The sequence below is a fragment of the Neptunomonas japonica DSM 18939 genome (assembly GCF_000422765.1).
GTDB lineage: Bacteria > Pseudomonadota > Gammaproteobacteria > Pseudomonadales > Balneatricaceae > Neptunomonas > Neptunomonas japonica.
The window spans coordinates 62,922-77,986 of the sequence record NZ_AUGR01000014.1 but is presented as its reverse complement, the minus strand read 5'-3'; the positions used below and the strand labels follow the sequence as shown (position 1 = coordinate 77,986).

Annotated in this window: 8 protein-coding genes; 6 read left to right on the top strand and 2 right to left on the bottom strand. The window is 45.2% G+C overall.

Features of this window, described 5'->3' with window-relative positions; genetic code table 11:
• Nucleotides 1-123: 123 nt before the first annotated feature.
• Entirely contained in the window at nt 124-1,443 is a 1,320-nt protein-coding gene (locus tag G511_RS0109865; RefSeq protein WP_028469485.1) for an alginate export family protein, read from the top strand.
• Nucleotides 1,444-1,524: 81 nt separating this feature from the next.
• Entirely contained in the window at nt 1,525-2,937 is a 1,413-nt protein-coding gene (locus tag G511_RS0109860) for an aldehyde dehydrogenase family protein (RefSeq protein ID WP_028469484.1), read from the top strand.
• 127 nt (nt 2,938-3,064) lie between these two features.
• Here G511_RS0109860 and G511_RS22435 read toward each other — a convergent pair whose 3' ends face one another.
• Together G511_RS22435 and G511_RS0109845 are read right to left on the bottom strand one after the other, a co-directional pair.
• Nucleotides 3,065-9,418 carry an AAA family ATPase gene (locus G511_RS22435; RefSeq protein WP_051221827.1) on the bottom strand — a complete coding sequence of 2,118 codons (6,354 nt, stop codon included), beginning with the start codon at nt 9,416-9,418 and terminating at the stop codon, nt 3,065-3,067.
• Nucleotides 9,419-10,144: a response regulator gene (locus tag G511_RS0109845; RefSeq protein WP_028469483.1), complete on the bottom strand. Its 726-nt coding sequence runs from the start codon at nt 10,142-10,144 to the stop codon at nt 9,419-9,421.
• Between the two features lie 283 nt (nt 10,145-10,427).
• On the opposite strand from G511_RS0109845, the gene peaA reads away from it, so the two are divergent.
• The 4 genes from peaA to peaD all read left to right on the top strand — a co-directional run bounded on the left by peaA (nt 10,428) and on the right by peaD (nt 15,022).
• Nucleotides 10,428-12,023, top strand: coding sequence for a quinohemoprotein amine dehydrogenase subunit alpha (gene peaA, locus G511_RS0109840; RefSeq protein ID WP_425411396.1), 1,596 nt, complete (start codon nt 10,428-10,430; stop codon nt 12,021-12,023).
• A 78-nt stretch (nt 12,024-12,101) separates the two neighbouring features.
• Nucleotides 12,102-13,547 carry a quinohemoprotein amine dehydrogenase maturation protein gene (peaB, locus tag G511_RS0109835; RefSeq protein WP_028469481.1) on the top strand — a complete coding sequence of 482 codons (1,446 nt, stop codon included), beginning with the start codon at nt 12,102-12,104 and terminating at the stop codon, nt 13,545-13,547.
• Nucleotides 13,548-13,874 carry a quinohemoprotein amine dehydrogenase subunit gamma gene (gene qhpC, locus G511_RS0109830; protein ID WP_028469480.1) on the top strand — a complete coding sequence of 109 codons (327 nt, stop codon included), beginning with the start codon at nt 13,548-13,550 and terminating at the stop codon, nt 13,872-13,874. It begins immediately after the preceding gene.
• 11 nt (nt 13,875-13,885) lie between these two features.
• Complete coding sequence (gene peaD, locus G511_RS0109825) at nt 13,886-15,022, top strand: quinohemoprotein amine dehydrogenase subunit beta (RefSeq protein WP_028469479.1); 1,137 nt, start codon at nt 13,886-13,888, stop codon at nt 15,020-15,022.
• Nucleotides 15,023-15,065: the final 43 nt, after the last annotated feature.

Here is a 15,065-nt window from a genome sequence, read left to right as displayed (position 1 = left end):
AAACATTTAGCTCAAAGCTGGTTTACACCACAACAGTATGCTTAACGTTATAAAGTGATTCATTAACTGGAATCATCAATAACTAATAAGAATAGCGACTGTTTCCGTGGAGGAACTATCCTGATGAAGACCCCCTTCAAAATTCGTAAACCGTACCTGCTTGGTGCTGCTGTAGCTGCAGTAATGGCTTTTCCTGCTCATGCTTATAATCTGCATACCAGTGACGCAGGTGAAGTGAACCTTGATATAGAAGCCATTCTAGGAACGTTTAGTAGCCAAGAAAGCTATGACGTCACGGGTGCTGCAGTTAACGATGAGGGAAGTTCAAACTGGCAGGAGGCATATGTCAAATATGGCCTTAGTGCTACACGTAACCTGAATCAGGGAGCAACCCTATACGGCGCATTAAACCTACTGAGTTCAGGAACATTCGGAGATGGTGATGCGGGTGGTTTTACCAGCGGAGATGAGCGTAAAACCAAGGTTGAGGATGCGTACCTAGGTTGGCGTTCAGGGAATATGATCTCATCTCTGGGTGAGAACGGGTTAGAGTTTTCTTTTGGGCGTCAAAACTTATCATTTGGTGATGGATTTCTAATCAATGGTGACGCTCTTAACTTTGGTGATGCTTTGGGTAAAGAGCTAAACCGAGGTGGCGCATATTGGTTAGCAGCGCGCAAAGCATTTGATCAAACCGCTGTCTTAAAAATTGCTAATGGTAAAGGACTACGCTCTGATATTTTCTGGATTGCCTCAGATAACAAAGCACAGTCAGAAACTGAACTCGCCGGTATTAATGTTGAATATAGTAATGAAAAGGGCACGTTTGGGGCGATGTATTTAAAAGGCCTCGATGTAAACGAAGACTTTGGTAATACCCACCGCGATGGCCAAGATACATTGAGTTTACGTTTTCAGGGTAATGCAGGTGTTGAAAACCTCTTCTTGTCTTCTGAGTTTGTAACTCAAAAACAGGGTGATGATACGCGAAAAGATGCTAATGCATGGTATGTAGAAGCAGGTTGGACCTTTGCAGAAGTGCCTTGGTCGCCGAGTGTGAATTATCGTTATAGTACCTTTGAAGAAGGCTTTGACCCATTGTTCTTCGGCTTTAACCGTGGCTATGGAACATGGTTCCAAGGTGAAGTGGCATCTAATTACGCAGGTCCTTTTAACAGCGAAACTGATGTTCATCATCTAGCCTTGAAAGCCAGCCCGAGTGAAACCTTATCCTTTGGTGCCCTATTCTTTGACTTTGGTGATACCGCGGGTAACGGCTCTTTAGATGGGCAAGAGGTTGATCTTTATGCTGAGTGGGTGGTGAATGAACATTTGATAATCAGCCCTCTGTTAGGTTTCTATACGCCAGACAATGCCGGTGTTCAAATAGGTAATTCCGATACTAATACTTATTTCCAGATGATAGCGATCGTACCTTTCTAATGCTGAAACAAGAAAGCTAACGTTGCTAAATGCCGGGCTCAATGAGCCCGGTTATATTTATTTTGATAAGCAGGTTCTTCTATGAAAAATGACTATTCAATGATGATTGACGGGCAAGCAGTAGCCGGTGAAAACACACCTTTTGCTGTGATAAACCCAGCGACAGCAGAGGCGCTTGCAGAATGTCCTGCTGCGTCGCTAGAGCAACTTGATCTGGCAGTGGACGCCGCTGAAAAGGCGTTTATAACATGGCAGAAAACTAACCACACAGACCGCCAAGCCATGCTGCATAAAATTGCAGATAAGCTTGAAGAGCATGCAACAGAGCTGGCAAATATTATTACTAGTGAGCAGGGTAAACCACAGGCGCTAGCGCAGATGGAAGTGGGTGGTGCTGTTGCTTGGACGCGTTACACCGCTGATTTGGAAATCCCTGTTGAAGTGATTGAAGACAGCCCGAACAAGCGAATTGAACTTCACCGTAAACCATTAGGTGTGGTGGGGTCGATCTTGCCATGGAACTGGCCGTTGATGATTGCTGTTTGGCATATTATGCCGGCTCTGCGTTCAGGAAATACCATTGTTGTTAAGCCTTCTTCAATGACACCCTTTAACACCATGCGGTTGGTTGAACTTATTAACGAAGTTGTTCCTGCAGGTGTTGCTAATATCGTGACAGGTGAAGGTGGTTTAGGGCGTGCGATGAGTGGCCATAAAAAAATCCGTAAGATTGTTTTTACAGGTTCTACGCCAACAGGCCAAAATATTATGCGTAATGCTGCTGATAACTTGAAGCGCTTAACGCTTGAGTTGGGTGGCAATGATGCTGCGATCGTTTTACCCGGTACAGATGTGAAATCGATTGCTCAAGGCGTTTTTCAAACGGCATTTCTGAATATGGGGCAAACATGTGCAGCACTTAAGCGTCTGTATGTGCACGAATCTCTTTATGATGAATTAAGTCAGGAATTAATAGCAATTGCACAGCAGCAAACTGTAGGTGATGGCGCTACACCGGGTGTTACCTTCGGTCCTGTTCAAAACAAAGATCAATACGATTTAGTTAATGAATTGATTGCTGATGCAAAGGCTAATGGTGGCGTCGTTCACCCAAGTGCTACTGTTCCTGAAGGCGCTGGGTACTTTATTGCGCCAACGATCGTTACTAATGTGACGGATGGTATGCGTGTTGTTGATGAGGAGCAGTTTGGCCCGGTTCTGCCGCTGATTAAATACAGCGATATTGATGATGCTGTTGCCCGTGCTAACGCCAGTGAAAATGGTTTGGGTGGTTCAGTATGGGGAGCCGATATTAACCAAGCTCAAGAGGTTGCTTCACAGCTTGAGTGCGGTACGGCATGGATTAATGGTCATGCAGAAGTGTTACCTCATGCGCCATTTGGTGGCTGTAAAATGTCTGGTTTTGGTGTTGAGTTTGGGCTGGAAGGGTTGTTGGAATATACAGTTCCGCAGCTTTTGAATATTAATCGCTAGTCGCTAGTCGCTAGTCGCTAGTCGCTCGTTATAAGTGATCCCTTAGGTTTACCTTTACCAAATGCCATTAGTATTCTCTCCGTGGCATTTGGTTTTTTTATCTCCCCCATACCCTTTATCTATATACCTACATTGCATCGCTTTCCTTTTGTTGTTCAAAATAGAGAGCAAGCTCTGTTTGACTGTCGTTATATAAACGCTTGGTGTGTTCTGCTAGAGCAGACGCCTCGCTTAGTAAGTCGGCTTGAGCGGCGCGCTCTAGTTTTTGACAGTGTGCATGCAATGCTTCAAAGCCAAAGTTTGCAGCAGCGCCAGCAAGCGTGTGTGCAGCAGTGCTCAGTGGTGTTAGTTGATTTTGTTTTGCCGCTTTTTCTATCTCTGGCAGTAATGTGCTCGCCATTTGATAAAACTGTTCAATAAGTTTGTGAATACGTTCTGTGCCTAGTAGCTGTTGATGTTGATCGAGTAGTGTGGTGTTTAGGTATTTGCCTTGCTTGGTTTGCATATGATCAGAGTCTATTGCCATCTTGTCGTTTAAGAGTTGCTGCATCGCTTCAAATTGAATAGGTTTTGCGAGTACCCCATCCATGCCTGCTTGCTTGTATTTCTCTATTTCATGTTGGGATACAGATGCGGTTAGCGCAATGATCTTAATGGCGGCATATTTAGGGTTTGGGTGGGAGCGAATTTTTTCTGTGGTGGTAATACCATCCATATCGGGCAGGTGGATATCCATCAGGATAAGATCATAAAGATGATCGTTATGCATAGAAAGTGCTGTGAAACCATCTTCAGCAATGCTGACATGATGCCCATCACTTTCGAGTAACCCTTTAGCGACTTGCTGGTTAATAGGCGTATCTTCAACGAGAAGAATATCCATTGGTACTGTTGGGGTTGCCGCTGTTTTCTTTTCAATGTCGGGTAGCGTTGCATCACTACAGAGAGGGTAGGACAGCTCAAGCCAGAATGTAGAGCCTTGGCTCTGTGTACTTGAAAAGCCGACATTTCCTCCTTGTTGCTCTACCATTCGCTTGGTAATTGCCAGACCTAGTCCGGTTCCGCCATAGCGACGGGTGATAGTGCTGTCAGCTTGGATGAAGTGCTGAAATATTTTACTTTGTGATGCTTCAGCAATACCAATACCCGTATCTTTTACCTCAATTCGCACGCTAATATCGTTGTCGGTTTGCTTTAGATTTATGGTTTTTAAGGTAATGTAACCCTCATGTGTGAATTTCAATGCATTGGAGCAGAGGTTCATGAGTATTTGTGTGAGGGCACGTCGATCACCTACAACGGTTGGTAACATGCGGTCAATTTGAGGCACAATTTGTAGTGACTTTTCTTGTGCCAGAGGCATGAACAAACAATATACCTCATCAAGCACATCTTCGATTTTGAAAGGGTTAGTCTCTAGCGCTAGTTGGCCTGATTCTGCTTTAGAGAAGTCGAGAATATCGTTCAAAATGGTTAAAAGAGATCGTCCCGCTTTAAAGATAGTATCGACTTGCTCAATTTGGGTGGCGTCTAAATTAGTTTTTTTGAGTAACTGTGTCATTCCCAAAATGCCATTCATGGGTGTGCGAATTTCATGGCTCATGGTAGCAAGAAAGCGTGATTTTTCTTCATTTTCGGCTTCTGCTTTACTGCGCGCTTGTTCTGCTGCTTCTTTTGCTTTGCGCTCACTAATATCTGTTAATGAGCCTTCGTAGTATTCAAGGTCACCTTGTGAGTTATGCACAATGCGAGCAGAAATGGCGACATAAATAGGAAAGCCAGACTTTGTTTGCCAGCGAGTTTCAAAGTTTATGATTTTTTGTTGGGAGCTCAATGTATCCATAAAAGAGCGAAGATCAGTATCATCAATAAAGCATTGGCTGGCGATATCAGTTATTTCGTCAAGAAAAGCATCTGGCGTAGGGTAGCCCAATAAAGTCGCAAGCGCAGGGTTTGCTGAGATAAATCGTCCCTGGGGAGCGGCTCTAAAAATTCCCTCTACTGCGTTCATAAACAGTGATTTATAGTTATATTCGGATTTTTCCAAGCTTTGGTATAGCTTGGCATTTTCTATCGAGATAGCGGCCTGTGCCGATAGTATTTGTAGTGCCTCTAAGCGGTTTCTGTCGAAAACATCACGACTTTGGCTGTTCTCCAAATAGAGAATGGCGGTGAGTGCTCCGTGATACATGATAGGCATACAGAGCAGCGAGAGAGGTTGTTTCTCTTGAATATAAGCGTCTTGTTGGAACATTTCATGTTGGCTAGCATGGCCTAACACTACATTTTCTTTTGTGCGCGCAACATAATGAATGATGCTGGTTGGCAGTAAGTGTGCACCATCATCTAATGGCATCGCGTCATAGTGTTGCGTCGGGCCATCAATGCCGGCTTCTGCTTCAATAACTAATGTTTCTCGGTTGAGCAGTAGCACGGCACGCTGTGCGCCTGCGTTTTCAATAGCGAGCTTAATAAGGCGGCTGAGAAGTGGTTCAAGCACGATCTCATCTGATATGGCCTGTGATGCTTTAATAACAGATGAGACATCGTATGCACGGCTTGGTTGTTCTGTTGGCTCGTTTGAAAGTGCTGAATCAGAAAAGTCAGTTTGCTTATGCTGATTAGGCACTGGGTTGAGGTCGCTAAATTCAGCTTTTAGGTGCCGTAACTTGCTGTTTGCTCCTAAGCGCTCATAAGCTTGATAAGCCTGCGTTATATAGTGGTGAGCAATGCTGTGCTTTCCCCAGCTACGGTAGCATTGGCTAGCTAATTCGTTGGCAATGGCAAAATCCAGATGAAAAGAATTTTCCTGCATTAACGCAAGAGCCTGGTCAAACAGGTCAATAGCTTCGCTGTAAGATTGCTCGTAAGTTAGCAGTGCTGCCTTTACGAGCAGTTGACGGTGTTCATGATTTTGTGGGCACTGTTCTGCCAGTTTGTTGCTGGATTTGAGGTAAGCATTGATCTCTTTAATGCGCTGCATTTGTTCAGCCTCACGTAAAGAGGCCAGTAACATTATGGTATTGATGACATTTATATAATCTAAAAAAGGCTCGGTATAGGTGCCGCTAATATAAGGGCTAAACTCTAGTGCCTGTTGGCTGTAATCGTCCGATTTTTGGTGTTCTTTAAAAATAAAGGCGAGCAAGGATTGATAGAAAAAATGTAAGCAGATAGCTGTCTTGTGATTATTCTCATGATGCTCGATGAGCATTAATTCAGCATCGTAATACTCGCCATTCAGTGTTGTTGTCGCAGTGGGGTCTCTTAGCACTTCTACAAACTGCAGAGCCATTAATGAGTATTGTAGTGACTGCTTTTGTCCGGTTTCTTGTAGCTGCAGAATGTAACCCTGCAGTTTAATGGCGAGTTGATCGAAGTTGTTACTCAGTGGCAGGCTGTACTGAATATGTGCCGCTAATGAGTAAGCGCTCCATTCTATGTCTCCGGTTTCTAAGCCGCTATTATGCGCTTCTAATAATGCTTCAGAACATAGTGTAAGTGGCTCTTTGTAATGGCGTATATAGGTGTTGAACAGAGATTGGACTTTATGTTCTATTCGATTGTTATCTGTTTGTTGTGCGAGCTTAATAGCCAGCGCGCCTAAGCGGAACCCCTGTTTTATTTGCTGGTATTTACCACAAAGTACACCACCGTAACCGGCAAATGCCATGGCTGATTCCGTGCTTAGGCCATAGCGTAATGTTAATTCAACTTCTTTCGCCATCACTAAGGGACGCAGGCCCGAACTTGAAAATTTCACCACGCCAAACATACTGGTCAGAATAGGCATAGCGGCTAGGGCTTCTGGCTGTTCCATCTTCGGTAAGCTCAGGATTTTCTCATCCGAATAGCGGTAAAGCCTAACCAATGAACTGAGCCTCGCACGATTAATAGCGAATGCTCCGGGGGCATTAGGGAGTGGAAAATTGAGTTGTTTCAATAAATGTAAGGCGACTGTTAGCGCATCATCAAAGTGGTTGGTCGATACCAACGCCTGAATTTGTAATTCCTGAAGCAGTACCTTATCGGCCATTTGATGGCAATGTGGAAGCGCTGTATCAACAAGCTGGTGCAGTGTAGCGAAGTCTGCTTTGATATAGGCAGCTTCTGCTGCATGTTGGTATAGCGATAAAGCAATGGATGGCTGATTTTCCCAGCAATCAGCTGTTAGGAGCTCAATTCCTTTTCGAAAATAGTCAAAGGCTGATTCAAACGCGGCGGCCTCTTTTGCCTGTAAGCCCGCCTGCAAATTAAGGCGGGTGAGTTCTACTCTTTCTGCTGCTGTTTCAATTAATGCTTGTGCCTGGTTTAGGTGATTCGTCACATCAAAAATACGACGGCCCTGTTCGTGGCGAGGTGTTTTTGTTTGTAGTATTTGGCCTATGCGGTAGTGAAGGTTGGTAATGTCATCGTCAGGAATGAGAGAGTAGGCCGCTTGCTGAACACGATCATGTACAAAGCGGTAGCGCAGCTGTTCTGCTTGCTCTTTACTCTTGGCGTGGTGGTTTGCTTCTAATGGGAAGATCAGACCTTCAGAAATAGCCTGCCATAGATCTGTAGCGGTTTGTTCAGGTGATTGCTCACATACCGCAGCAAGAATCGGCAAAGCAACAGGGTTCCCGATACACGCAGCTATCTGTATGACCGATTGTGTTTGTGGCGATAAGCGGCGGATTTTATCCACCATAAAGCTAATAACGTTATCGGTTATTTCACAGTCACGAATCTCTTCTTCATTCCATGACCATAGGCTTCCTTGAAAATGGATAAGGCGCTTCTCATATAAATCGAGTAAAAACTGATTTAAAAAGAAGGGGTTGCCTTGAGTTTTTTCAAAACATATTTCAGCTAGTGGTTTGCTCTGCGCCACTGAATGACTCAGTGTATCGGCAATTAATAGCTGAATATCCTCAAGAGTTAAGGCTTTGATTTCAAATAAAGACAACTCAAGCGGTGAGCTTTTAAGGCGCTGGAGTGATAGTTGAAACGGATGATGCTTGTTGAATTCGTTATCCCGATAACTTCCAATAATAAAAAGGTGTGGATGTTGCGGGTGGTGCGCCAGTTTTTCTAATAGTGTTAATGACGATAAGTCGGCCCAATGTAAATCATCAAAGAAAAGTACTAAGGGGTGTTCTGCTGTAGCAAATACTTTCAACATTTGGCGAAAAATATGCGAGAAGCGATGCTGCTCCTCAGATGGTGATAAACGCGGTGCTTGTGGCTGTTCGCCAATAATGAGTTCAAGTTCAGGAATCAGCTTTAGTAGCACCTCTGCATTGCTGCCAAAGGCTTCTTGAAGGTTTGATCGCCAGTGTTTAATACGCTCGTCAGGTTCTGTTAGTAGCTGGCGAATAAGCGTCTGCATCGCCTGATAAATAGCAGTATAAGGTCGGTTTCGATGATATTGATCGAATTTTCCACTGGCGAAAAGGCCATGGTGTTGCGAAATATAATGGCGTAACTCATGCACAACACTGGATTTTCCGACACCCGCATAGCCAGTGATTAAGGCCATTGATTGTTTGCCTGCGCAGACATTATCAAAGCAGGCTTTTAGTTGGGTGACGGTGGAGGCACGGCCGTACAGTGTTTGTGGTAGCTCAAACCGCTCCGAAACGTCTTGAGAGCCGACGGCGAAATCTTGTAGATTTTTAGAGTGCACTTGCTCCAAGCAGGCATTTATATCGTGGCATAGCCCGTAGCTGGATTGGTAACGCTGTGCTGCATCTTTTGCCATTAGCTTAAAGATAATATTAGATAATACTAAGGGTAGCTCTGGGTTAATAAGGTGTGGTGCTTTAGGTTGGCGAGCGATGTGACAGTGCAGGAGTTCTTGGTTATTTTGTTGTGTAAAGGGTAAGCAGCCAGTAAATATCTCGTACAGTGTGATACCCCAGCTGTAGTAATCGGTACGGTAATCAATGTAACGATTAATACGCCCTGTTTGTTCAGGGGCTATGTAGGATAGGTTGTCTGAATGAGCTTGTGGAGCGCTCGATGATGGGTGCTCTCGGCTGAGTCGGCTACTCATCGAGAAGTCAATAATATAGGCTTGCACAGTTGCTGGGTTAATAAGAATGTTATCGGGTGTTACCTGTTTGTGGGTAATCCGCGCTTCATGTATTTGCCCCAATGTTTTGCTAAGGCTTAGCGCTACTGTTAAGCGTGTTATAAGGTCGGGCCGTTCTAACAACAACCACTCGCGTAGGCTAATCGCTGCGTTATCCAAAAATACCAGACTATGGTCTGTATCAGATTTTAGGCACTCTACTAACGGAATCACCCCGTTAATGTTGAGTTCGCTTAAAATGTCAGCTTCATGGAGTAAGCGCCGATTTGCTGCAATGGGGTTGGCATGATGGCTGGGTTGTTTGATGACAACTGCTTGATTACTTTCAGATACACCGCGTGAAACACGGCTGCGTTTACCCTGATGAATCAACTCCTGCACAAGAGAGATTCCGTTGGTGTGCATTTAACGTACCTCACCGGCAAATACATAACCGGCACCATGTGCAGTCAAAATAAAGTGTGGATTAGAAGGATTGTCGCCTAGTTTTCGTCGCAGGCGCCCCACCATAACATCCACGGAGCGGTCATTGGGTGTCCATTCGCGATCATGGATCGCATCCATTAGCTGATCACGTGAAAGTATAGCGCCAGGCGCGTAGAGCAGTGCGCTAAGTAATTTAAATTCACCCTCGGGTAGGCGCTCATCAACACTCGTGGGGGAGGTGAGTAAGCGTTTATTTGCATCTAATACCCAGCCTTCAAATTTCCACTTTTGAGTGCTCTCTTGTTGGCGAGCCTGTTGGCTGTCTTTGACACGCCATAGTAAGTTTTTTGCCCGTACTAGTAACTCTCGTGGGTTAAAGGGTTTAGTGACGTAATCGTCTGCTCCAAGCTCTAAACCGACGATACGGTCAATTTCATCGCCTTTACTGGTAACCAGAATAATACCTACGCTGGATACTGACCGCAGCTCCCGGGTGAGAGTTAGTCCATCTTTTCCGGGTAGGTTGATATCAAGCAGCACAAGATCAATCTGCTCTTGTTGTACTCGCTCACACAGATTATCGGCTTGTTCAGTCTCACTGACGAAGTAGCCTTCTTTTTCTAGGTAGCTAGAAAGAAGCGATCGTGAGGCAAAATCATCTTCAACAATCAGTATTCTGTATTTATGGTTTGTGTGGCTAGTCATAGAGCAGAGTTCATCCAGAGGCTTTGTTTGAGTCTAGCAATGCAGATGAGTAAAGAAAAGCGAGGTCTTTTCTTGATAATTATTATTATAACTCTTTTATATCAAATAGTTAGTTGGCTATTTTGAGCGGCAGTTACATTTAGTTACATTTAACAACAAAAGACTACATATAGCCGGTACTTTATTTACATGGGAAGCGTACTTTATCTAGACCCCATCCTTGATAGCTTAAAGCTTGAGCTGTATGTATGGATAACTATAAAAATATCACCGAAAGCCAGGAGTGATAGTCTTGAAAAAACCAATGATGAAGCGAGCACTATATTTTAGTGGCGCTATAGCTTTTATGGGTCTTTCCAGCGCGGTTGTAGCGGTGGATGGTGAGAGTGTTATACAAGAAAAATGTTTGCTGTGTCATACCCAGACAGGCAATCCTGAAACACCATACTCACGCATAAGCGAGCAGCGTAAAACGCCTGAAGGCTGGCAGATGACCATTAACCGCATGCAGCGCTTGAACGGTTTAGTTATCTCGTCAGATGAAGAGCGAGCTGTGATTAAGTACCTGTCTGATACGCAAGGTTTGGCTCCCTCTGAGTCAGCACCACACCGTTACGTGTTGGAGCAAAAGCCGAATGTAGTTGAGAACGTGGATCCTGCTTATGCCGAGATGTGTGCGCGTTGCCACTCTAATGCACGTTTTGGTTTGCAGCGTCGTACCGAAGATGAGTGGAAGCTGCATGTGAATACTCACATGGCGATCAACCCCACCACTGAGTTACATGCGCTGGCACGAGATCGCTCTTGGTATGACATTGCTTATAACGATGTTGCCCCTAAGTTAGCAACGGACTATGCCTTTAATGACCCGGCTTGGAAAAAATGGCAGCAGATGTCGAAGCCAAAGCTAGCAGGAAGCTGGAGTGTTGCAGGCTTTATAGCTGGCAAGGGTAACTACAGCGCTACATTGAACATTACTAAAGTATCTAAAGATAACTTCTCGCTCGTGATGACCGGTCATTATGCTGACGGTAGTCCTCTGAAAGGAAGTGGCCAAGCGAAGGTCTTTTCTGGTTACGAGTGGCGCGCAAGCTTAACGCTTGATGGTGTGAAAATGCGCCAAGTGATGGCAGCCTCAGAAGACGGCACTACGCTAACTGGCCGCATGTACCAAGCAGCGCATGACGAGATCGGTGGTGAACTCAACGCGATGAATGGTAAAGCCATTGTTGCATTGTCTCCTTCAGCCATTAAGCAAGGTGGACAGCAAGAAATCACTATCATCGGTAGTGGCCTCAAAGGTGATATTTCTTTGGGTAAAGATGTTCAGGTTGTGAAGGTATTGTCACGTGACGCTGACCGCGTTGTTGTTTTGGCAAAAGCATCAACCCGTGCCTCTGTTGGCTTACGTGATGTTGCCGTTGGTGGAACGAAAGCAAACGCACAATTAGCCGTGTATGACAGCATTGCCACCATTCAAGTGACACCTAATGAGTCCATAGCGCGTATTGGTGGTAACGGCGGTAAGTTAGCGAAAGTGCAATCGACTTACCGCGCTTTAGCGTTTAGTGCGGGTAGTGATGGAAAGCCTGGCACCGAAGATGACATGCGTTTGGGCTACATGCCAGCTCAATGGTCACTACTGCCATTTGATGAAGTTGCTGATCATGAGAATGACCTGAAATATGCAGGAACAATTGATGGCAACGGTATCTTTACCCCCGGTGATGCGGGACTGAACCCTGAACGTAAATTCTCTACAAACAACGTGGGAAATCTGAAAGTGATTGCTCAGGTTGCTGATGGAGATAACAAGGTTGAAGGCGAAGCACATCTGTTGGTAACAGTACCTACTTTTATCAAACGAGCCATTCAGTAATTGATCTAGTGATAGCGACTGTTGAAACAAATCGACTGCCAATAACAGCTATAACCAATAAAAAGAAGCGAGGCTGACATGGGATCTTTAACGCTGGTAAAACCAAACTTGCATCTGGTAGATGTAGAGGCGCGGCGCATGCTGTTCCATGTACCTACGAGTGGCCTGTTTGAACTGGATGATTTGAGTAGGGAGATGATCGAACTATTCTCAGGTCAGAAGGAGGTTTCTGCCCCACAACTTCGAGAACGCTTTGATGGCCGCTTTAGTGCTGCTGATGTTGTCGATACGTTGGAAGAGTTTAAGACGCTTAAAATCGTAGCGGATGCCGATATGGTTGCTGCCAATAAGGCGCAGATAAATATCGAGCCGCAGCCGGTGACACAGTTCCCATTGACCACCATCGTATTGAACACCAATACAGGCTGTAACCTGAGCTGTACTTACTGTTACAAAGAAGATCTGACCACCCCATCTAAGGGTGACAAGATGAGCTATGAAACAGCCGTGCAATCGGTAGAGATGATGCTCAAAGAATCTCCTGATCAGCGCCAGTATAACGTAGTGTTCTTTGGTGGTGAGCCACTGAGCAACCTGCCATTAATTCGCAATGTTGTGGCGTACTGTGAAGAGCGCTTTGCCAGCTTAGAAGCCGATGTCAGTTTTACTATGACGACCAATGCCACCTTGCTCAATGAGAAGCTGGTGGACTGGTTGAACGAGCATCGTTTTGGCTTGACCATTTCGATGGACGGACCTAAAGCGATGCACGATAAAAACCGCATCACTGTCGGTGGTCAGGGCACTTATGAGGTCGTTAAAAAGAAAGCACAAATGCTGCTGTCTCGTTATAACGCTCGTCCTGTGGGTTGTCGAGTGACCTTAACTCGCGGTATTACCGATGTTGAAGCAATTTTTGATCATCTGTATAGCGAACTAGGTTTCACTGAAGTTGGTTTTGGCCCCGTAACATCAGGTGACATATCCTCGTTCAACTTGACTGGCGATGAGATGGTTGAAGTGTTCGAAGGCATGAAACGCTTAGGTAAAAAGTATCTGGCAGCCGCGCTTGACGGTAAGAATATGGGGTTTGGCAATATGCATATGCTGATGACTGATATTCATGAAGGCAATAAGAAACAGCTGCCTTGTGGTGCTGGTGTTGGTTTATTAGCAGTCGATACTCAGGGCGGTGTAAATCTTTGTCACCGCTTTACCGGGTCTGATCAAGCATTGTTTGGTGATGTGAGTGAAGGGTTGGATAAGCCTGCATTAGCAGAGTTTATTGAAACCCGGCTAGATCGCACTGAAACAGGCTGTGAAACCTGTCGTATCCGCAATATTTGTTCTGGCGGTTGCTATCACGAAAGTTACGCAAAATACGGTGATGCGACCGTACCTTCTTACCACTACTGTGACCTGTTACGAGATTGGGTCGACTTCGGTGTAGAAGCGTACACGCGCATCATGCTAGAGAATCCAGGGTTTTTTGAAGCCCATGTCTCTCCAAGAAGGAGTGCTTAAATGAAACACCTTAAATCTTTCAATAAGAAAGCGAAAATGCTCGACCGAACAACGTCACCTGATGAAGTTGAAGACGTTGTAGCGATGCAGTCTGTGGTGGGCTGTACTTCCACGAATGATCCGGGTTGGGAAGTTGACCCTTTTGGTGGTTTGGGATCACTGTGCCAGCCAATGGAATCTGATTTGTATGGCTGTGCTGATGCTTGCTGGTGGCCTGCTCAGGTGCCAGATACGATTAGCCAGTATCCAGACTGGTCACAAGATGTATCTAAGGCCAATGAAGACTGGCGCAAGCTGGACGGCATCTTTCCAGAAGAACAGAAGTAACGGAGGCGCAGATGAAATTTTTAAAAATGTTAAAAGCGGCAGCGTTGCTAGGTGCTGCAGGTAGTACCGTATTGTTGTCTGGTTATGCAGTAGGCGAAACAGCACAAGTGAATGGAATGAAGGCCGGTGGCCATGAATATCTATTGACGATGAGCCGCCCTAACCAGTTGCATATCATTGATACTGAAACAAAAAAACTAATACGTAGTTGTGATGTACCCGGTACTTTTGGTGCTGGAGCCGTTTTACCTTCGCCAGATGGCCGTATCGCTTATGTGCTGTCTAATAAAGTAGAAGATGTTTACGGCTTTGATATTACAGATTGTAAAATGGTGTTCTCTGCTAAGCAATCTCAGAACGGAGAGCGGGTTAAAACCTTCGTTTCTTTAGCGATTAGTGGCGATGGTAAGGAGCTGTACACAGTACAAAATCCGACGCGCAAACTAAATGACCGTTATGAAGTACTAGCGCCTCGCTTGGCGGTGTTTAATACAGAAGATGGGCTCAATGCTAAATCGGTACGTACCTTCCCCGTTGACCGTCGTATTACCAAAATCATGACCATGAAAAATGGCGAAGTGATTTTGGGCGGTGCAGATATTAAAGCGATTAATCCTGCCAACGGTGAAACCCGAGTGCTGAGTGCTTTGCAAAATTGGGCGCGTGGTGCTGACTGGATACCACCGGATGCTTTTGCCATGTTTACTCAAGGTGAGCATGTAGGCGAATACATCATGCCGTACTTCACCATTAAGTGGAACGGTGAGCCCGGTGACATGGAGAAAGCTGAGTTCTGGTGGGGCATGAGCCGTATAGATGTGGCTACCGGTGAAGTGGATGAGCGTGAAACTGTGCCATTTGAGTTTATTGTGTTCAATTGGATTACAGACCCTGCTGACAGCAATATTTTGTATGGCTCGTTCAATCAGCTATCTAAGCACGACATCAGCAAAAAGAAGACCATCGCGGTAAAAGACCTGGATCATACCTTCTACAGCATCAATATGGATCGTGATCGTACTATCTATATCGGCGGGACTTCTAGCGACATCTCGGTACATAACCCTGATACGTTAGAGAAGATTGGCTCGATTCAGTTACCCGGTGATATGACGACTTCTGATCTGCGTATTGCGCGCTTATTGTAGGGCGTACAGTTTAGGATATAGTATAGGGTTAACCCCTTCTTTT